This window comes from Ruegeria sp. HKCCA6707, from assembly GCF_013033515.1.
Classification (GTDB): domain Bacteria; phylum Pseudomonadota; class Alphaproteobacteria; order Rhodobacterales; family Rhodobacteraceae; genus Ruegeria.
The window spans coordinates 267,325-286,967 of record NZ_WQEG01000003.1; the positions used below are offsets into that span (position 1 = coordinate 267,325).

A 19,643-nucleotide genomic window follows, 5' to 3' on the forward strand; every position below is an offset into this window, starting at 1 on the left:
GTACTACTCTGCCGCCTCAGCCGCGGCATCCAACTCGGCCGCCTTCTGTTCGACCTGCTCGACAATGTGGTCGATCATCTGATCGTTCGACATCTTGTGGCTGGCCTTGCCCGCCAGATAGACCATCCCCGACCCGGCGCCGCCGCCGGTAAAGCCAACATCGGTCATCAGAGCCTCACCCGGTCCGTTGACGACACAGCCGATGATTGACAGGCTCATGGGCGTCTTGATGTGCTCCAGCCGGTGCTCCAGCGCCTCGACAGTTTTGATAACGTCAAACCCCTGCCGTGCGCAGGACGGGCACGAGATGATGTTGACGCCGCGATGGCGCAGGCCCAGAGATTTGAGGATTTCGAAGCCGACCTTGACCTCTTCCACCGGATCCGCCGACAGGCTGACGCGGATCGTATCGCCGATGCCCATCCACAGGAGGTTGCCCAGCCCGATGGCGGATTTGATTGTACCGCTGACCAGCCCGCCAGCCTCGGTGATGCCCAGATGGATCGGCGCGTCGGTGGCCTCGGCAATCCCCTGATAGGCCGCAGCCGACAGGAACACATCGCTGGCCTTCACACTGATTTTGAACTCGTGAAAGTCGTTGTCCTGCAGAATGCGGATATGTTCCAGCCCGCTTTCGACCATCGCCTCGGGGCATGGCTCGCCATATTTCTCAAGCAGATGCTTTTCCAAAGAGCCCGCGTTCACGCCGATGCGGATCGAGCAATTGTGGTCGCGCGCGGCCTGGATAACCTCTTTCACCCGCGATTCATCGCCGATATTGCCGGGGTTGATGCGCAGACAGGCGGCGCCGGCTTCGGCGGCCTCAATGCCGCGGCGATAGTGGAAATGGATATCCGCGACGATCGGAACCGGGCTTTCGCGCACGATCTCTTTCAGTGCTTTTGACGAGGCTTCATCCGGGACAGACACGCGCACGATATCCGCGCCCGCCTCGGCTGCGGCCTGAACCTGTGCCACCGTTGCCGCCACATCTGTGGTCAGCGTGTTGGTCATGGTCTGCACTGCAATCGGCGCATCACCCCCGACAGGGACATTGCCCACCATGATCTGGCGAGACTTGCGACGATAGATGTCACGCCACGGGCGCACATGATTGAGAGACATGGGGCTGATCCAACTCTGCCAAACTTGACTGTTAGATAGTCCGGCAACCGCTGCGCTGCAATGGTCAGATTACTCTGCCGGTGCCTCGGCTGCCTGTGTCTGCAACTCGGCCACCAGCTGCTTGAGCGCGCTGTTCTGGTCCGCCTCGAGATCCGCCACCTGATAACGTTCGCTGACCGCCTCTTTCGACAGCACGACGCCCTTGGTCACAGTGCCAGGTGCGCCAACTGGTCCGAAATGTTCGCCGTTCATCGAGAAATAGACCTGACCCGAGGCCCCTGCCCGCAATTGCGGCGGTTCTTCGGTCAGCGGCACTTCGAAGGTATTGCCCTGTTCGACCGTGCCCAGCGTGCCTTCGAACAGAATACTGCCATCGGCCGCACTGACCCGCATCCAGGCGGGGCCAACAGCTACGATCTTGAGCGTTTTGTCGATCTGTTCGACCACTTGTGGCAAAACAGTCGGTCTTTCGACGGTGTGCACCTCGGCCACTTCGATCTTGGGCGGCTCTGGTGGACGGAACGTGCCAACCGTGCGGGGATCCAGTGTCGAGATCGGCGCATCGCGGGCAACCAGAACCGGCACGTCCAGCGCTTGGGGGCGATAGAGGCGATCCAGAGCCTCGGCGCTTGGCGCTTCGACAGTTTCAGCTTCGGTTTGGTTGGATGTGCTGCGAACCGCATCCAGCGGATCAAGATCGGTCAAGATCACGGGGGCCTGTTCCACGGGGCTGACCTGAACCTGTTGAATCCGGTTCAGCACCGACCAACCGCCATAGCCGATCCCGCCGATCACCGCCAACAATACCAGCGAAGACCCGATAGCCCGTGGTTCGATCTGGCTGACGAATGACTCCTTGCCCGGAACAAACGGCGTGTTCGGAGACATGAACGGGTCTTGCCCCATCGGGCCACGGTTCGGAAGGCCGCCCGAAGGCTTGCGCACGACGGAAGCCTCGGCAGACATGCCGTGCGCAACCTCAAACCCGCTTTCCTTGCAGAAATTGGCAAAGGTCTCATCCGGGTCCATACCCAGATAACGCGCGTAAGACCGAACATAGCCCGCGATGAACCCGGGCGTGTCGAACGCGTCGGGGTCTGCATTCTCGATGGCTGCAATATAGTTGGCTTTGATCCGCAACTCGCGCTGAACATCCAGCAGCGATTTGCCCATGGTGGCACGTTCACCGCGCATCACGTCGCCCAGACTCACCTCATAATCGTCAAACCCTTTCAGCTTGACGTCTTCGGCGTCTTCTTCGGACTCGCGCTGCGACTTGCGCCCTATCATTCTTGCTGCCCCATTACTGCCTTGTGCGTGTTACACGCTCGGAGCGAATCATTCCCACATGATTCGTCCGCCAATCTTGTTAGCGTAAGCTTAACACGCGCAAAACGCGTTGCACACTTTGCTCTGAGGCTATCCAGCAAGTTCGGCGCGATTTAGCGCACAATGTGACCAAAGTTCGTCCATTGCCTGGACCAATTTGTTCATCTCATTCGGGCCATGCACAGGCGACGGGGTAAAGCGCAAACGCTCTGTCCCGCGCGGTACGGTCGGGAAGTTGATCGGCTGCACATAGATCCCATGATCCTGAAGCAGGCGATCACTGAGGATTTTGGTGTGTACCGGGTCGCCCACGATCACCGGTACAATATGGCTTCCATGGTCGATCAGCGGCAAGCCCAGTCCCTTCAAGCGCAGCTTGAGGATCTTGGCCTGGGTCTGATGGCGCTCCCGCAATTCAGAGGCATTCTTCAAATAGGCAACCGAGGCTGCCGCACCAGCCGCGACTGCGGGCGGCAGCGATGTGGTAAAGATGAAGCCCGGCGCGTAAGAGCGTACAGCGTCACACATTTTCGCGCTTGCCGCAATGTAGCCCCCCATCACGCCATAGGCCTTGGCCAGGGTGCCGTTGATGATATCGATCCGATGCGCAAGATTGTCACGTTCGGTCACGCCACCACCGCGCGGGCCATACATGCCTACTGCATGTACTTCGTCGATATAGGTCAAAGCGCCAAATTCATCGGCCAGGTCACAGATCTCCTCGATGGGACCAAAATCGCCATCCATCGAATAGACCGACTCAAATGCGATCAGCTTGGGCGCGGCTGGGTCGTCGGCTTCCAGCAATTCCCGCAGATGGGCCACATCGTTATGGCGGAAGATGCGTTTCGCGCCACCGTTGCGGCGCACACCTTCAATCATCGAGGCGTGATTCAACGCGTCGGAATAGATGATCAGGCCGGGGAACAGCTTTGGCAAAGTCGAGAGGGTTGCGTCATTGGCAATATAGGCGCTGGTGAACAGCAGAGCACCCTCTTTGCCATGCAGATCGGCCAGTTCGGCCTCAAGCCGCTTGTGATAGACCGTTGTGCCCGAGATGTTACGCGTTCCGCCCGAGCCAGCGCCAGCGGCGTCCACGGCCTCGTGCATGGCCTCGAGAACAACCGGATGCTGGCCCATCCCCAGATAGTCGTTGCCACACCACACGGTGATGTCGCGCTGTGACCCGTCAGGGCATGTCCAAACGGCATGAGGGAATTGTCCGTTCTTGCGTTCGATGTCGATGAAAGTGCGGTATCGACCTTCTTCGTGCAGCCTGGCAATCGCAGTATCGAGCTGGGCAGTATAGTCCAACGGACCCTCCTAACGTTCCCTGTCACTGCAAACAGCAACCGGGCCTTCCTATTCCGCCGCCAGCATTCAGATCAATCTGCCCTGGCGATTGTGGTTCTCTGGATATCCGGTCTAGGGGCCAGAGCAAAACCTATCATTGATCTGCATCAAATATCCCCTTGGAACCGATCCGGCAAGAGAACTTCCTGCTCCAAGACGCGAGGAAACGCCGCAGTCTTCGACACCGGTTCCCTCCGCAGTTCGGGCTGGACGGTGCGGCTGACGCTGCTAGGGTCGCGCCAGAATCCAGATACTCAGGAGTTTCCCATGTCGCTAGACGCCGTGCTCAGCCGCATCGATGACGATCTATCCACCTCGATCGATCGCCTGATGGACCTGTTGCGGATCCCATCAATCTCAACCGATCCAGCCTATAAGGACCAGGTCGACAAGGCAGCGAACTGGTTGGTTTCGGACCTGCAAAGCATTGGCGTTGCAGCAGAAAAACGGCAAACACCGGGCCATCCGATGGTTGTTGGGCATGTGGGCGAAGTTGGTGACGCACCGCATCTTCTGTTCTACGGACACTACGATGTCCAACCGGTTGACCCGCTGGACCTGTGGCATCGCGACCCGTTCGACCCGGCGCTGGAAGACAGCGAGCACGGCCAGGTCATCCGCGGGCGCGGCGCCTCGGATGACAAGGGGCAACTGATGACCTTCATCGAAGCCTGCCGCGCCTGGAAAGCTGTTCACGGTAAATTGCCCTGCCGCATCACATTTTTCTTTGAAGGCGAAGAAGAATCGGGCTCGCCGTCGCTGGTCCCGTTCCTGCAAGAGAACGCAGCCGAACTGAAGGCGGATATCGCGCTGGTCTGCGACACATCCATGGTCTCACGCGGGGTGCCGTCGATTGCCGCGCAACTGCGTGGAATGCTCAAGGATGAGTTTACCATTCAAGGCCCTCGGATCGATCTGCACTCGGGCCACTATGGCGGCCCTGGCCTGAACCCGCTGCGGGAATTGTCGCGCATCGTTGCATCTTTCTACGATGAGGAAACCGGTCGCGTGGCGGTCGACGGGTTTTACGAAGGCGTGCACGAAGTCCCCGCCGATCAGCTGCGGCAATGGGAGAATTGCGGGTTTGACGAGGCGGACTATTTGAACTCGGTCGGCTATACCCAATCGCATGGCGAAAAGGCCTATTCCACGCTGGAACAGCAATGGGCCCGACCGACACTTGAAGTGAACGGGCTTTGGGGGGGCTATAACGGTACCGGATCAAAAACCGTGATCCCGTCTCTGGCCCATTGCAAAATCACATGCCGTCTGGTGGGCGATATGGACCCGGTCGCGCTGCGCGGGAAAATCCGCAAACATGTGGAAGAACGGCTGTCACCAGATGCAAGCGTCGAGTGGGACACCGACCTCGACGGCTCGCCCGCCTCGGTGATGAACCTGAACCGTCCCGAATTCGAAGCCGCACGCGGCGCGCTGTCTGCCGAATGGGATCGCGAAGCCGTCTTTACCGGCATGGGTGGATCGATCCCGGTCGTCGGTTATTTCGACACGGTTTTAGGGCTGGACTCGATGCTGGTGGGTTATGCGAATGACGACGACGCCATCCATTCTCCAAACGAGAAATATGATGTGAAGAGCTTCCACAAGGGAATACGCTCCTGGGCTCGAATTCTGGACGCTTTGACAACGTAAAGAAATCTTAGCGAGGCTCTGCCTCGCGCTCCGAGGTATTTAAGAACAGAAGAAGTCAGGACGCTTCGCCAGCTTCTTCTGTTTGAAAATACCTCGGGGGAGTCGCGGCTCGCCGCGGCGGGGGCAGAGCCCCCTTCTGCTACATATGGATCACGCGCCCATAGGCGTCCAACACGCTTTCATGCATCATCTCTGACAACGTGGGGTGCGGGAATACGGTGTTCATCAGGTCTTCTTCAGTGGTCTCCAGCTGGCGGCCCACCACGTACCCCTGAATAAGCTCGGTCACTTCCGCGCCGATCATGTGTGCGCCCAGCAGTTCGCCCGTTTTGGCGTCGAAGATCGTCTTGATCAGACCTTCGGGTTCACCCAAGGCAATGGCCTTACCATTGCCGATGAAGGGGAAGCGGCCGACTTTGATGTCATATCCCAGCTCTTTGGCCTTCGCTTCGGAATACCCCACCGATGCAACCTGCGGCTGGCAGTACGTACAGCCCGCGATGCTTTCGGGTTTCACAGGGTGGGCGTGTTTGCCTGCGATCAACTCGGCGACCATGACACCTTCGTGGCTGGCCTTGTGTGCAAGCCAGGGTGCGCCTGCGATGTCGCCGATTGCGTACAGTCCATCGACACCGGTGCGACAGAATTCGTCTGTGACCACATGGGTGCGGTCGATCTTCACGCCCAGCGCCTCGAGCCCAAGATTCTCGACATTGCCGACAATTCCAACGGCCGAGATAACGGTATCGAAATCGTGTTTCTCGACCTTGCCTTTCACCTCGATATGCGCGGTGACTTTGCCTTTGGCACGGTCCAGTTGCTTGACCATCGCCTTTTCCATGATGGTCATGCCCTGTTTGGTGAAAGCTTTCTTGGCGAATGCGCTGATCTCGGCATCTTCAACCGGCAGGACGCGGTCCATCACCTCGACCACGGTCGTGTCTGCGCCCAGCGTGTTGTAGAAGCTGGCAAATTCGATCCCAATCGCGCCCGAGCCGATCACCAGCAGCTTCTTGGGCATACGGGGCGGTTGCAGCGCGTGCTTATAGGTCCAGACCAGATCGCCATCAGCCTCAAGCCCCGGCAATTCCCGCGCGCGCGCACCGGTGGCCAGCACGATATTCTTGGCGGTCAGCTCTTCGCTGCCCTTGTCGGTCTTGACGCTGACCTTGCCCTTGGCTGGCAGTGTTGCCTCGCCCATGAACACAGTGACTTTGTTTTTCTTCAGCAGGTGACCGATACCACCCGACAACTGCGCCGCCACCCCGCGCGAGCGTTTGACCACCGCATCGAGATCATATCCGACCTTGTCTGCTTTCAGGCCAAAATCCTTGGCGCGCTCCATCAGGTGGAACACTTCGGACGAGCGCAGCAATGCCTTGGTGGGAATACAACCCCAGTTCAGGCAAATGCCACCAAGATGCTCGCGCTCTATCACGGCTGTTTTCAGGCCAAGCTGAGCCGCGCGGATCGCAGCAACATACCCGCCAGGACCGGCGCCGATTACGATCAGATCAAAGGATTGTGCAGCCATGTTAACCTCGCGGCGCAGATCAGTTTCAAAACTAGTTTACCATTAAACTATTCTTCTCCACGCATCAACATGACTGCCCGCGACATATGTGACGCAGGGGCAATCGGCAACGTGGCACCAATTTTGAGCCTATACCCGCATGGCTGCAATGGCTAGAAGAGAGAACAAATCCAACCGGTACTGATTTCTTAACTCATTGAAAAACAGGAGGCATAGTTGGCCAAAACAATAAAGGATCTTCTTCTGGCTCTGCTGAACGCAACGTTGATCCTGGTGGCTTTGTGTTTGTTCCTTGGGTGGAAACTCGCCCAATCGGTGGAAAACATCCAAACCGGCTTCGCCGAAAACCTTCAACAAGTGGCTCCGCTTCGGGATCAGGCGCAAGCCATTCGCGGAGAGTTGGCAGGCCTTCGCAGCGATTTGGCTGATCTGCGCGTACAAGGCGGAAACCTGGATCAGACCACACGCACGAATTTAAACGATGCGCTAAAGCGTTTGAACGACGTCGAAGAAAAACTGTCAGCAACCCAAGCGCGCCTAAATGGCTTGGTGGACAATCCCGAAGACCTCATAAACCATGCGATAACCACCGCATCCGAGGCGGTTACCGATCAACTGCATGACCTGCGCGGCTGTACGCCTGCGAGTTAACCTGCCGTTTGCAAGGCGCGCACGGTAGACCCGTAGCCGCCATTGCTGACATAGGCCGCTTCGTGCTGCGTCGTTGACCGCTCGAGCGCTTCGTTGCGATAGGGGAACCGGCCAAACTGGCGGATCACCTCGCGATGTGCCCGGGCGTGCAGCAGGTTGCTGGCCCCGTCGTTGGGCATCCGTTCGTGCATCAGGCGCACGCAACGTTCCTGATCACACAGGTTTTCTGAATGCATCATCGGCAAATAGAAAAACTGTCGAGCAGGTTCGTCGATCTTGAGGTCCCAGCCCCTGTCAACGGCCGCTTTGGCCGCTGCCAGCGCTGCCTTATCCGTAGAAAACGCCTTGGCGCTTCCCCGGAATATGTTGCGCGGGAACTGATCCATCAGGATGATGTAAGCCAGCGTACCGCTGGGATATGTCAGCCAAAGGGAAAAGCGACCTTCACACGCGGCCTGCCAGGTGGCCAAAAATCGTTCGCGGATCTGCGCGTCCAGCGCATCATCCTGAACGTACCAACCGTCGGGGCCAATTTCATCTAACCAAAAACTCAGTACATCTTCAGGACCAGTCATGTCCTAAACTCCACATCTATTCCCACCCCAGGGATATGGATCAAGTATGGCAGTTTTACAGATTTGTAACAGTAACATATTGCAACATTGACGACATATTTCCGGCGCTTAGCCCTGTTCTTGTGAGCTTGATTCGTCTTGCGCCGCCTCGATGGCAACTTCTTGCGCAACTTCCATGGCCACCGGCGAGGCGGTGGGATAGATCGGAGCGATAGCGCCGGTTTCGTCCACAGGGACATAAGCGCGCTGGGTCATGCGATAGGCGGCATAAAGCGCCATGGCAAACATCAAGGTCGCGATGAACAGGAAAAAGCCTGATGGCCCCAGCAACCCGAGCCCCATCAACCAACCTGTTATGACCGGTCCGGCGATGGCGCCAAGGCCGTTGATGAACACCAGCCCACCGGATGCGGCGGACATGTCGTCATATTCCAGATAGTCATTGGTATAGGCGATCAACAGTGAATAGAGGGGGCTGGTCATACCCCCAATAATGAATGCGGCCAGCAAGAGGATCGGAAAGGCCCCCGCGCCAAAGAACATCCCAAAGACCGCTCCGGCACCGCCCACCGCAGACACCAGAAGGATCAAAATCCGCCGGTCCATCCGGTCCGATACCCAACCCAGCGGATATTGCAGCAGCACCGCCCCGATATAGAAGGCAGCCACGAAGGTGGAAATCTCAACCAGGGTCAGCCCGGCCTGCGCGCCATAGACGGCGCTCATCCCGAACTGGGCCGAAAAGACACCGCCCAAAAGGAACATGCCGACACAGCCCAGCGGTGACGTGTCCATCAACTTGCGCAGCGTCATCGGTTTGGTGGTGTCAAAGGCCGGTGTTGGCGAGATCGACAGCAGGATGGGCGCAAAAGAGATCGAGACCAGAATCGACGCGATCACAAAGGTCTCGTACCCTGCGGGATCACCTACCAGCAGCAACGCCTGCGCGCTGACCACCCCGATCATCTGAACGATCATATAGAGCGACAGCGCCTGCCCCCTGTTTTCGTTGCTGGCCGCGTTGTTGAGCCAGCTTTCCGCGGTCACGTAAACGCCCGAGAAACAGAACCCGATCACCACCCGGCCCAGCGACCACGCGATCGGGTCTGCAAGCATCGGATACATGATCATCACAGCCGAGATAAACGAGGCCAGCGCCGCAAAGACCCGCACATGTCCAACACGGCGGATCATCTCGGGTGCAAGGCGCGATCCGCCCAGAAAGCCAACGAAATAGGCCGACATGACAAAGGACATCTCGAAGGTTGAAAACCCTTCGATATCGCCCCGCACGCCCAGCAGGGTGCCCTGCAGGCCATTGCCGACCATCAGCAAACCCATGCCGAGGAGAAGCGCCCAAGCGCTGGAAAGGACTTGTAACATGGCTGCTCCCTCGTCGTGGCTGCGGGTATCACCCGTGGTGAAAGATAGAATCGTCGGTGTCGCGCTTGTCTACGACATCTTGAGGCAATCCGCGCCCCTGTGACGGTTACGGGATCAGGAGTGATGCGTCCCCATAGGAAAAGAAACGGTATTTCTGATCAACGGCATGGCGATAGACGGCCTTGACCCGGTCCTGACCGATCAGGGCCGAGACCAGCATCAGCAATGTGGATTTGGGCAGATGGAAATTGGTCATCAGCGCATCGGTGACGTGAAAGTCGAAGCCGGGATAGATGAAAATATCCGTCTCGCCCTCCCAGGGTGCAATCCGACCGCTGCGCGCCGCGCTTTCGATCAGCCGCAGGGCGGTGGTGCCTACCGGGATCACCCGCCCACCCGCGTCCTTGGTGGCTTGGATCTCGGCAGCAGCATCCTCACTGACGCGGCCCCATTCGGCATGCATCTTGTGCGTGGTCACATCCTCGACTTTGACCGGCAGAAAGGTGCCCGCGCCCACATGCAAGGTGACATGGGTAAAGGCCACGCCGTGATCAGATAAAGCCCGCAATAATGCATCGTCGAAATGCAATGAGGCGGTTGGCGCCGCAACCGCACCTGAATGGCGAGCCCAAACGGTCTGATAATCGCTTTTGTCGCGCTCATCGGCAGGGCGTTTAGCGGCGATGTAGGGAGGCAGCGGCATCGCGCCTGCCTGTTCGAGCGCGGCGTCAAAATCGTCGCCTGAAAGATTGAACCGCAGAAACGCCTGACCGTCGGCAACTCGATCCAGTTGCGCGCTGAGGTCATCGGAAAAAACGATCTCTTCACCCGGCTTGACCTTTTTCAGAGGTTTGATCAGCGCCGACCATGTGCCATCGGCCTGCGGGTCCAGCAATGTGACTTCGATCGCAGCCGAGACCGGACCCTGCGCGCTGTTGCGGTGGCGGCGTCCATTCAGGCGCGCCGGGATGACACGGGTGTCGTTCAGAACCAGCCGATCCCCGGGGCGGAGCCATTTGGGCAGGTCCAACACCCTCTGGTCGTGGATTTCAGTGCCCTCCGAGACCAGCAGGCGCGCCGAGGATCTCGGGCTGGCGGGCCGCGTGGCAATCAGGTCTTCAGGCAGGTCAAAATCAAAATCGGTAAGTTTCATGCAGGCGCACTACATTGCGCGGATAGATTCGGCCACTCTGATTGGGCTATCGGTCCTCACCTCTCGGCGTTTTTGGTGGCGGGGGTCTTTCGGGCTTGGCATTTGGCCCGTCTGAGACCGTGGGCGGCGGGGCCCGCATGAGGTTGCGCAAGAACAGCGGTGCAAGACCCGATAGCGGATTGACTGCCACCTTCGGATCGCTGAGCGGGCCGGTCAGCGTGTAGTTGAACGCGAACACCCCCTCCCCTTTGCGGGTCAACACGCTGCCGACCGCATTCAGCAGATAGATCGGAGAGATCGCCCCGCGCAGGTTCATCATCCCTGTCACCATGTCGATGGTGCCATCAAAGGACAGCCCCATAGAAGGACCAACAGCGCTGCCGCTAAGCACTTTGACCTCGGTTGGCGTGATGCGCATTTTGCTATCGATGGCCGAGAAAAAGATCCCTTGCCCGGCCATTTCGTCCAACAGCCCGACCAGGCTGATCGCGTTCAGCAACGCGGCCATGGCGGGGGCGTTTTGGATACGTGTATTCTCGATACGCATGTCAACGTCATAGTTTCCGGGGTCGCCGATTGGGTTTAGATTCAGATCCAACGAACCTGAACGCGCCTGCGTCAACAGCCCAGCAGAAAGCAAGACCGCGCCTGCATCTTCTGAGGTAAGACTGACCGCGCTGCGACTTGAAACGGGTGTCACCTGCCCATTTACCGCAGCACCACCATTTACCTGCGCCGAGAAGCCCCCTTTTAGGCCACCTGTGGTTTCAAATGTCCCATACAGACCGGTCAGCGCCACCGACTCGGTGATTTGCAAGCGATCCAGGGACACATCCAGTCGCGGTCCGGCGCCACCGCCCGCGCCACCGCCACTTCCACCTTCGCCAATGGTTGATTTGGCCAGGTTCAGAACGCCGCCCAGAACGCGGATATCCGGTACCGCGTTTCCTCGCGCAATCAACTCGGCCGGGACCGCAAGCCAGTCGCCCAGCTCGAATGAACTGAAGCGCACCCGCTCGACCCCACCATTCGCAAACGAGATCGACGCACGGCTGCGCAACCCGGCAGCGTCGATCTGCAGGTCATTGACCGCAAGCGCACTACCCAATGTCGCCTGCGCATTCAAACTACCGCCGCGCGACGCGGGTTTGCGCCACCCCAGCTCAGGGATGGCCAACACAACACCCACTAGATCCGATTGAGCCTGCAACTCTGGAGCCTCACCGCCGCCGATACCCAAGCTGAAATCGGCAATGCCAAGGCCCGTCAGCATCCCTTGTGGCAAACCCGCATTGATCTCGTCCATCAAGCGCGGCGACAGCTCGATCTGCCCTGTCAATTGACTGCGCTGCGCCTCGGGGCCCCCGATCGGTTGCAGCCATTGGGCGGTCACGGGGACCGCACCAAAAAGACCATTCCCGTCGATTTCGATCTCGCTTTGGTCGCCTCGTATTCCCAGCCGATCAGCGCTGATTTCGAAACCTGGCACCAAACGGCTGCTGTTCAGGTTGGCCAGATCCCCTTCGAAATGAAATTCGGCATCAGAAAAACGCAGTTTTTTCTTTAGTGGCAGCGCCAGGGTACCTTCAAGCGCCACGCCCCCTGCCCCGAGATCAACCGGCAATCCAGCTTTTGTGAGCAATTGAAGCGGAGGGCGGTCCAGCAAAGACAGCGCCGCAGTCACGCTGCTGTTGGCTTTAATCCTGACGACACTGGGGGTAATTCCTTTGCTTTCGGTGTCCGGGATGATGAACGACGTGCCAGCAGCGTCTACTTCGCCCCCCTCATCCGCCACCACAATCCCTTGCTGCGCCGTGACCGTAAATCGACCATTCAATAGGCTAGCCTGGCCTTGTGCGCGCTGGATCGGCGGCAAGGTTTTGGCAAACGTCAACTCTGTGTCGTCAAAGTCGAAATCCAGATAGATATTCGGCTTTTGATTGGGACTTAGACGCAAGGCAAAATCCATGTCAGAGAGATTGCCCTTGTGGATGTTCTTCGTCACCCACTCACGCGGTTTGGAGGCGAGACGTTCCGGCCAATAGGGCAACAATTGTTCCGAGCTCAGTTCAGCAAGTTGAGCGTCGATACGTGCCGACCAACCCTCTGGCTCGGCGGCAAGATCGCCCGTCAGATGCAAACGGTGTTCATCGTCGGCAATTGTCGCCTGCCCAAGCCGCATCCGAAACGGGGCAAGCTTGATCTGGAAATCAAGATCGGCGCGCGTCAGTTCAAGATCTTGCGGAAACAAATCCGCCGGATTTACGCGGATGCCGCTGAAGCGGAACTGACCATCCATGCTTTGCAGGCTACCGCTGTCGACCCCGTGCAGATAAGCCGTTCCATCCGCCTGTACTGTACCCCAGGCCGAGTCTATCAACACCTCATTGAAGTCCAAAACTTCAGCTTTTGGATCATAGGTGAAATAGGTCCGAGCAGATTCGAATTTGACGGGACGCGTCGCGGTCGTGGGCTGCACAGCGCCTGCGCCCAGGTTCAATGTTGCAAATACTGGCCCCAGATCCGCGTTCTCATTGACCGATCCGCGCAAGGCACCCGATATCGGCGCCCGCAGAACCTGCATCCAAGCCAGCGCCGGTGAGTGTCCTGCTACATCCTCTGTCGGCAAGTCCGTGATGTTGACTCCGAACTCGGCCGCCGCACTGTCCAACGAGCTGGTGTAGTTCGCTTCGATGGTGCTGACAAAATCACGCCCCGACAAAACCGAAAACCCGGTGCCCAGACGCAATTGGCGCGCGTCTCGCGTCAACAGGATGTGACCACCATCCAGAACCCAGGAACGTCCTTGTCGCAGATCCTGATAATCCAGCGTGATCGCATCCAGACGAACCGATACCAACGCAGATAAATTCGGCGATTTGAAGAGCTCATCGGTTTCTTCGATCAGCTGCGCCAAGTTAGGAGCCTCGCCGACCGGGGCACTGCTAGACCCCACGGTCAAGGACAGCGCACCATCCAACCCGCGAGTGAGCGCCACTTGCGCGCCCTGCAATTCTATTCGCTTTGGTTGGACCTGGCCACGCAACAAGGGTCGCATCGCAAGGCTGGCCGACATATGCGAGACTTCGGCAACCTGTTGCCCCTCGGCGTCGCTCACGCGCACATCGCTAAGCTGTAACCGAGGCCGCCAACCTTGATGAACCGTGAGGCTGACATCGCCAAAGGTCACCTTGATCCCACCAAGCGCGCGATCAAGCCGCGCCTCAACGCGATCCCGCACCCATTGCGGTGCGTGCATTTGCTGGCCCAACGTCATGAAACCGGTGAACAGTGCCAGCGCGATCAGGATGAAAACACCACGCAAAGCCCAGAACAAAGTCGACAGGCTGCGCGAACGCCGACGCGGCTTTCGCGCCGGTTTCACACCGTCTTTCGGTTCTGGTTGCACCACTTTGCTTTCCACGTCTTTCAACCTGCCCGCAGCGCCCTATTATACCCCGTAACCGTTTACAAATTCAGCCGGAGTATAAAATGCCCGACGTCTCAGATCTTGCCCCTGACTTCACTTTGCCGCGCGATGGTGGCGGCGACGTAACCCTGTCCGCGCTACGCGGCAAGGCCGTCGTTTTATTTTTCTACCCTCGCGATGATACGCCGGGCTGCACCAAGGAATCCATTGGTTTTTCAGAGCAGTTAGAAGCGTTTGAGCAAGCCGGGGCTCACGTTTTCGGCATCTCGAAAGATACGGTGGCGAAACATGACAAGTTCGTCGCCAAGCACAGTTTGACCACACCGCTGCTGTCAGATGACGGATCAACTGTCTGCGAAGACTATGGTGTCTGGGTCGAAAAGAACATGTATGGGCGCAAATCCATGGGGATTGAAAGGTCAACTTTTCTGATCGACAAGGATGGAAAAATCGCACGTATGTGGCGAAAGGTCAAAGTGCCCGGCCATGTGGATGAGGTGCTGCAAGCCGTGCAAGAAATGTGATCTGACCGGCCAAAAACCCGGCACAGCCCCGCGGCGCAGAAGGTTGCGGGGGGCGCAAATCGATACTCAGAGTTTCAACTATCGCGGCCACGATCTGCGTGATCGAGATCGTGAGTTTACCCATCGTCAATCGGCCACAGAGCCCTCAAATACCGGATTTTCGGCGATTTCCCGCCGATCTCAAGCGCGATTCTTCCGCTTATGCTGACTCTTTGGTCAAGAAACTTGCTCAAAACACGACACCCCATTATGCACTCTGCCCAAGGGCAGGCCACTCACTCACAACCAGCCCGAATATGGGGACAATGGGGTAGGACGCGTGCGAACACGCCTAGCTATTAAACTACACGCACTGCTTGAGCGGATTTTTCCTGAACGCAGGGTGTTTTTGAAATCCGACAGTGATACACGGTATATCCGGCTGAGTTCCGAAACACAGGTTATTGCGGTAACTGGCGTTGCTGTGATGGTCGGCTGGACCGCAGTGGCAACTTCAATCTTGCTGATGGACAGTATCGGGTCGGGCAACTTTCGAGATCAGGCAAAACGCGATCAGGCCGTCTATCAAGAGCGGTTGAATGTTCTGTCTGCAGAACGCGATGCGCGCGCAGCCGAAGCTCTGGCTGCGCATGATCGGTTCAACGCAGCGCTGGAACAGGTTTCGGCGATGCAGTCAGAACTGCTGGCGTCAGAAAACCGCCGCCGCGAGCTGGAAACCGGGATTGAGGTGATCCAGACAACCTTGCGGGCGACCATGAAACAGCGCGAAGAGGCGCGCGCTGAGCTGGCCAAAATGCAGCAACTGACCGAAGCGGACGCGCCCTTCATGATGGCCGCCGCAAACCCAGAGCAGATGGCGTTCATGACCGACGCGCTTGCGCGCACCGCGCTTGAGCGTGACGCGATTGCAGCCGATGCACAGGGCGCGTTGGAACAGCGCGCTGAGCTAGAGCTGGAGATCCGTTTGATGCAGGAACGCAGCGACGAGATATTTCGCCAGCTGGAAGAGGCAATGGTGATTTCGGTCGAGCCGCTGGACAAGATGTTCCGCCAGGCCGGGATGCCGACAGATCGTATCATCGAAGAGGTCCGGCGCGGATATAGCGGTATGGGCGGTCCGCTGACCCCTTTATCCTTCAGCACGCGCGGTGAGTCGGAACTGACCCCCGACCAGATCCGCGCGAATACTCTGCTGCAGCAGATGGATCAGTTGAATCTTTTTCGCATCGCCGCCGAGAAAGCCCCTTTCGCCAGCCCAGTGAACGCAGCTGTGCGCTATACCAGTGGGTTTGGCACACGGCGCGACCCAAAAACGGGCGGCCGCCGTATGCATAATGGGGCGGATTTCGCAGGATCACCCGGAACGGACATCTTCGCTACGGCCGATGGCGTGGTCACGCATGCGGGCTGGCAATCGGGCTTTGGCCGTCTGGTCAGAATTCGCCATGCCTTTGGAATTGAGACACTTTACGCTCATAACACAAGTATCCGGGTCAAGGTGGGTCAAAGGGTCTCGCGCGGGGATCATATAGCTGATATGGGTAGCACTGGACGGTCAACCGGAACACATCTGCACTATGAGGTGCGCGTGAACGGAAAGCCCGTAAACCCAATGACTTACATCAAGGCTGCGAGAAATGTTTTCTAAGAGCAAAATCAACGAGCCCGGAACCAAGGCCGCCGAGTCGGAAAAAGCAGCTGCACCGGCTGCTCCGGCCCCTGCACCAGCCGAGCCAAAGGCAAGCACGGCGCCCAAGCCGAAACCCCCTGCCTCGGTGCTGTCCTCGGATCTGCACATCACCGGTAACCTCAAGACATCGGGTGATATTCAGGTTGAAGGCACTGTCGAAGGCGACATCCGCGCGCATTTGCTGACCATTGGCGAAACCGCCACCATCAAGGGCGAAGTGACCGCTGATGACGTTGTGGTCAATGGCCGCATCGTGGGTCGTGTGCGCGGCCTGAAGGTTCGCCTGACCTCGACCGCGCGGGTCGAAGGCGACATCATCCACAAGACAATCGCGATCGAAAGTGGTGCGCATTTCGAAGGATCTGTGCAGCGCCAGGACGACCCGCTGAACCCCGGTCGCGGTGGCAAAGCCGCCGCCAACGCGGCGGCAGACGTAAAACAGTAAGACCCCCTCTCTTACTGAAGATCGACGCCGTGGACCTAGGTCTGCGGCGTTTTTCCTTGCAGTACAACCGCGCAAATTCGCGACTTGACGCCCAAGCGGACACACGCGACATAAGTCCAAGACATTGTATTTGGAACATAAAGTGTTTTGGTCGCGTCAATTGATCTCTGATAACTTACGGTCTTGGGTTGAAGACTGCTTTGACTGGTTCGATGAACATTTCGAACCACCGCGTAAAGTCATCCTGCCAACCAAAGAATTCTTCTCGGCTCCCGGCGGCGAAGATCATGAGACAGCCGAGCGCGTGTTGATAGACGTCAAACGCCTGTTGCACCTGAGCAAGCCAGTCACCTTGTTAACGCTGGATGTGTTGCCCGAGGAATACCGACACACGTATGAATCCGCTACATCGATTGCTGGGACACATCAGTCCATCGATGGGGCAACGGTGATCCGATACGATCCCGCGCTGTTGAAACGGCCCTTACAATTCATCAACCTTCTGGCGCATGAGCTTATGCACGCTCGGCTGGACGGCCATGAGGACGCCGTGCCTGGCGGATATGAAGCCCATGAGCTTGCCACGGATCTGGGATGTATCATCGCCGGTTTCGGCGTGTTCCAGTTGCAAAGCGCTGATGACGCCGGCTGGTCGGGGTACATGACCCAACCCACGCGTGCTTTTGCCCTGGCGCTATTTCTGAACCGACGTGGCCTAGGCACCGAGGAAGTGTCTCCTTTTCTCTCCGGTCGATGCAATCGACTGCTGCGCAAGGCGATCAAGGCGGTTTGATCCGTGGTGCCGCAAATCGGGCAGTCTCCTCATAGGGTTCTGACGCCGGAGCGGTAAAGATTCCCCGCTCACAAAACGTAAAAAAACATGTTATTCGAATGAGTATAAGACGTTTGTTTTTCGGAGGGATTTTGATGTCATCGAAACTAATGGCCGAGTTCTTCGGCACGTTCTGGCTGGTTCTGGGGGGCTGCGGGAGTGCGGTGCTGGCGGCGGGTGTGGCCGATGTGGGCATCGGCTGGCTGGGCGTTTCCTTTGCCTTCGGCCTGACTGTCCTGACCATGGCCTATACGGTTGGCCATATCTCGGGCGGGCATTTCAATCCTGCCGTGAGTCTGGGTCTGATGGTCGGTGGGCGCTTTCCGGCCAAAGATCTGCTTCCCTACTGGGCTGCGCAGGTCGCGGGTGCCGTTGTTGCAGCGCTTGTACTCTATATCATCGTCAGCGGTGCGCCCGGTTTCGAAGGCGTTGGAGGGTTTGCCTCGAACGGGTATGGCGCGGCCTCGCCCGAAGGGTATTCTTTGATGTCGGCCTTGGTGATCGAGATTGTGCTGACCGCGTTCTTTATCCTGATCATCCTTGGCGCCACGTCCAAGGGCGCCCCAGCTGGCTTTGCCCCCATCGCTATTGGTCTGGCATTGACGCTGATCCACCTGATTTCGATCCCAGTAACCAACACTTCGGTCAACCCGGCGCGGTCGACCGGCGTTGCGCTCTTTGCGGATGGTCCCGCATTGGCACAGCTATGGCTGTTCTGGGTCGCACCGCTGATCGGTGGAGCCGTAGGTGCGCTGATCTGGAAGGTGATGTCGTCCGAAGACTGACTTGCAAAAGTGCGGGGTTCAGACGCCGCCGCGCAAAGCCTCAAAAAAACCCGGCGCTGTCATGAGCGCCGGGTTTGGTCTTTCTACTCGGTCACGGTGACCGTTTTCATCGCGTCCGGCTGCCCGATGACAGCGCCATTCGGTCCATCGCCGCGCTTGATCGCGTCAACCACATCCATACCGTCGGTGACCTGCCCGATAACGGTGTATTGACCATTCAGGAACGGCCCCGGTTCGAACATGATGAAGAACTGCGAGTTGGCGCTGTTGGGATCCTGCGCCCTTGCCATGCCCACGACGCCTCGGTCAAAGTTGAAATCCGAGAACTCGGCGGGCAGGTCAGGACGGTCTGACCCACCTGTGCCTGCGCGGCGCAGATCGCTGCCCAGACGGCCATGTTCCACATCGCCGGTCTGCGCCATGAAACCTTCGATCACCCGGTGAAACACCACATTGTCATACTGGCCGGCGGCGGCCAGTGCGGTGATCTGTTCCACATGTTGGGGGGCGAGATCTTCGAACAGGTCGACGGTGACGGTGCCATTGGCCCCCTCACCTTCGATTTCGATCTGCAAACCGGTCGCAAGCGCAGGACCGGCCAGCAGGGCAAATGCAGCCGCCAGCTTATACATCGGCAGCCACTTTGACGCTGATCATGCGATCGGGGCTTTGCGGCGGCTCTCCGCGTACAATCGCGTCCACATGCTCCATCCCGTCAATCACACGGCCATAGACCGTGTACTGGCCGTTCAGGAAATGGTTGTCCTTGAAGTTGATGAAGAACTGCGAGTTGGCTGAATCGGGGTTCTGCGACCGGGCCGCACCCAAGGTGCCGCGATCATGCGGCAGCGACGAAAATTCGGCGGGAACGTTTGGCAGCGACGAACCACCGGTGCCCGCCATACGCAGGTTAAAGCCGTCTTCCATATCGCCGTGTTGCACATCGCCGGTTTGCGCCATGAACCCGTCAATCACACGGTGAAAGGCCACGTTGTCATACTCGCCCCCACGGGCCAGTTCCTTCATCCGCGCGCTGTGCTGCGGCGCGACATCGGGCAGAAGCTCGATGGTCACGTTGCCATCCTTCAGCTCGATTATGATCGTGTTTTCGGGGTCTTTGATCTCGGCCATGAGGCCCTCCTGTCATTTATTCTTGGCAAATAGTTATGACGCGCGCGCCT

At 58.2% G+C, this 19,643-nt stretch carries 17 protein-coding genes; 7 read left to right on the forward strand and 10 right to left on the reverse strand.

The window, feature by feature from the left end; genetic code table 11:
- Positions 1 to 3: 3 nt before the first annotated feature.
- From ispG to hemA, 3 genes are all read right to left on the reverse strand, one after another.
- Complete coding sequence (ispG, locus tag GOW40_RS09820) at positions 4 to 1,125, reverse strand: flavodoxin-dependent (E)-4-hydroxy-3-methylbut-2-enyl-diphosphate synthase (protein WP_171130052.1); 1,122 nt, start codon at positions 1,123 to 1,125, stop codon at positions 4 to 6.
- A 69-nt stretch (positions 1,126 to 1,194) separates the two neighbouring features.
- Positions 1,195 to 2,415 (reverse strand): helix-turn-helix domain-containing protein, encoded by a 1,221-nt coding sequence (locus GOW40_RS09825; RefSeq protein WP_171130054.1) that lies wholly within the window; start codon positions 2,413 to 2,415, stop codon positions 1,195 to 1,197.
- Positions 2,416 to 2,544: 129 nt separating this feature from the next.
- The gene (hemA, locus tag GOW40_RS09830) at positions 2,545 to 3,768 is read right to left on the reverse strand and encodes a 5-aminolevulinate synthase (RefSeq protein ID WP_171230949.1); all 1,224 of its coding nucleotides are present in this window, start codon (positions 3,766 to 3,768) and stop codon (positions 2,545 to 2,547) included.
- A 306-nt stretch (positions 3,769 to 4,074) separates the two neighbouring features.
- Between hemA and GOW40_RS09835 the strand changes: the two genes are divergently transcribed.
- A complete protein-coding gene (locus GOW40_RS09835; RefSeq protein ID WP_171130058.1) occupies positions 4,075 to 5,460 on the forward strand; it encodes a M20/M25/M40 family metallo-hydrolase in 1,386 nt (461 codons plus the stop codon).
- Between the two features lie 139 nt (positions 5,461 to 5,599).
- Here GOW40_RS09835 and lpdA read toward each other — a convergent pair whose 3' ends face one another.
- The gene (gene lpdA / locus GOW40_RS09840; RefSeq protein ID WP_171130060.1) at positions 5,600 to 6,994 is read right to left on the reverse strand and encodes a dihydrolipoyl dehydrogenase; all 1,395 of its coding nucleotides are present in this window, start codon (positions 6,992 to 6,994) and stop codon (positions 5,600 to 5,602) included.
- Between the two features lie 216 nt (positions 6,995 to 7,210).
- Here lpdA and GOW40_RS09845 point away from each other — a divergent pair, with 216 nt between their 5' ends.
- A complete protein-coding gene (locus tag GOW40_RS09845) occupies positions 7,211 to 7,645 on the forward strand; it encodes a hypothetical protein (protein ID WP_171099707.1) in 435 nt (144 codons plus the stop codon).
- Here GOW40_RS09845 and GOW40_RS09850 read toward each other — a convergent pair.
- From GOW40_RS09850 to GOW40_RS09865, 4 genes are all read right to left on the reverse strand, one after another.
- Positions 7,642 to 8,220, reverse strand: a complete 579-nt coding sequence (locus tag GOW40_RS09850; RefSeq protein ID WP_171130062.1) for a DUF924 family protein — start codon at positions 8,218 to 8,220, stop codon at positions 7,642 to 7,644. The two genes, GOW40_RS09845 and GOW40_RS09850, sit on opposite strands and share 4 nt — an antisense overlap.
- Positions 8,221 to 8,328: 108 nt before the next feature.
- Positions 8,329 to 9,603 (reverse strand): MFS transporter, encoded by a 1,275-nt coding sequence (locus GOW40_RS09855; protein ID WP_171099711.1) that lies wholly within the window; start codon positions 9,601 to 9,603, stop codon positions 8,329 to 8,331.
- A gap of 106 nt (positions 9,604 to 9,709) precedes the next feature.
- On the reverse strand, positions 9,710 to 10,756 hold the full coding sequence (queA, locus tag GOW40_RS09860) for a tRNA preQ1(34) S-adenosylmethionine ribosyltransferase-isomerase QueA (RefSeq protein WP_171130064.1): 1,047 nt from the start codon (positions 10,754 to 10,756) through the stop codon (positions 9,710 to 9,712).
- Positions 10,757 to 10,802: 46 nt separating this feature from the next.
- On the reverse strand, positions 10,803 to 14,180 hold the full coding sequence (locus GOW40_RS09865; RefSeq protein WP_371731831.1) for an AsmA-like C-terminal region-containing protein: 3,378 nt from the start codon (positions 14,178 to 14,180) through the stop codon (positions 10,803 to 10,805).
- Positions 14,181 to 14,248: 68 nt separating this feature from the next.
- On the opposite strand from GOW40_RS09865, the gene GOW40_RS09870 reads away from it, so the two are divergent.
- The 5 genes from GOW40_RS09870 (at position 14,249) to aqpZ (ending at position 18,462) form a co-directional block, all read left to right on the forward strand.
- Positions 14,249 to 14,710, forward strand: coding sequence for a peroxiredoxin (locus GOW40_RS09870; RefSeq protein WP_171099716.1), 462 nt, complete (start codon positions 14,249 to 14,251; stop codon positions 14,708 to 14,710).
- Positions 14,711 to 15,029: 319 nt separating this feature from the next.
- Complete coding sequence (locus GOW40_RS09875; protein ID WP_171130068.1) at positions 15,030 to 16,358, forward strand: DUF5930 domain-containing protein; 1,329 nt, start codon at positions 15,030 to 15,032, stop codon at positions 16,356 to 16,358.
- Positions 16,348 to 16,845, forward strand: a complete 498-nt coding sequence (locus tag GOW40_RS09880; RefSeq protein ID WP_171099720.1) for a polymer-forming cytoskeletal protein — start codon at positions 16,348 to 16,350, stop codon at positions 16,843 to 16,845. Before GOW40_RS09875 ends, GOW40_RS09880 begins: the two co-directional genes overlap by 11 nt.
- 160 nt (positions 16,846 to 17,005) lie before the next feature.
- Positions 17,006 to 17,638: a hypothetical protein gene (locus GOW40_RS09885; RefSeq protein WP_254444390.1), complete on the forward strand. Its 633-nt coding sequence runs from the start codon at positions 17,006 to 17,008 to the stop codon at positions 17,636 to 17,638.
- A 134-nt stretch (positions 17,639 to 17,772) separates the two neighbouring features.
- Positions 17,773 to 18,462, forward strand: coding sequence for an aquaporin Z (gene aqpZ, locus GOW40_RS09890; protein WP_171130071.1), 690 nt, complete (start codon positions 17,773 to 17,775; stop codon positions 18,460 to 18,462).
- An 83-nt stretch (positions 18,463 to 18,545) separates the two neighbouring features.
- Here aqpZ and GOW40_RS09895 read toward each other — a convergent pair whose 3' ends face one another.
- The gene (locus GOW40_RS09895) at positions 18,546 to 19,094 is read right to left on the reverse strand and encodes a peptidylprolyl isomerase (RefSeq protein ID WP_171099726.1); all 549 of its coding nucleotides are present in this window, start codon (positions 19,092 to 19,094) and stop codon (positions 18,546 to 18,548) included.
- The gene (locus GOW40_RS09900) at positions 19,087 to 19,593 is read right to left on the reverse strand and encodes a peptidylprolyl isomerase (RefSeq protein ID WP_171099728.1); all 507 of its coding nucleotides are present in this window, start codon (positions 19,591 to 19,593) and stop codon (positions 19,087 to 19,089) included. The genes GOW40_RS09895 and GOW40_RS09900 overlap by 8 nt, the downstream gene beginning before the upstream one ends.
- Positions 19,594 to 19,643: the final 50 nt, after the last annotated feature.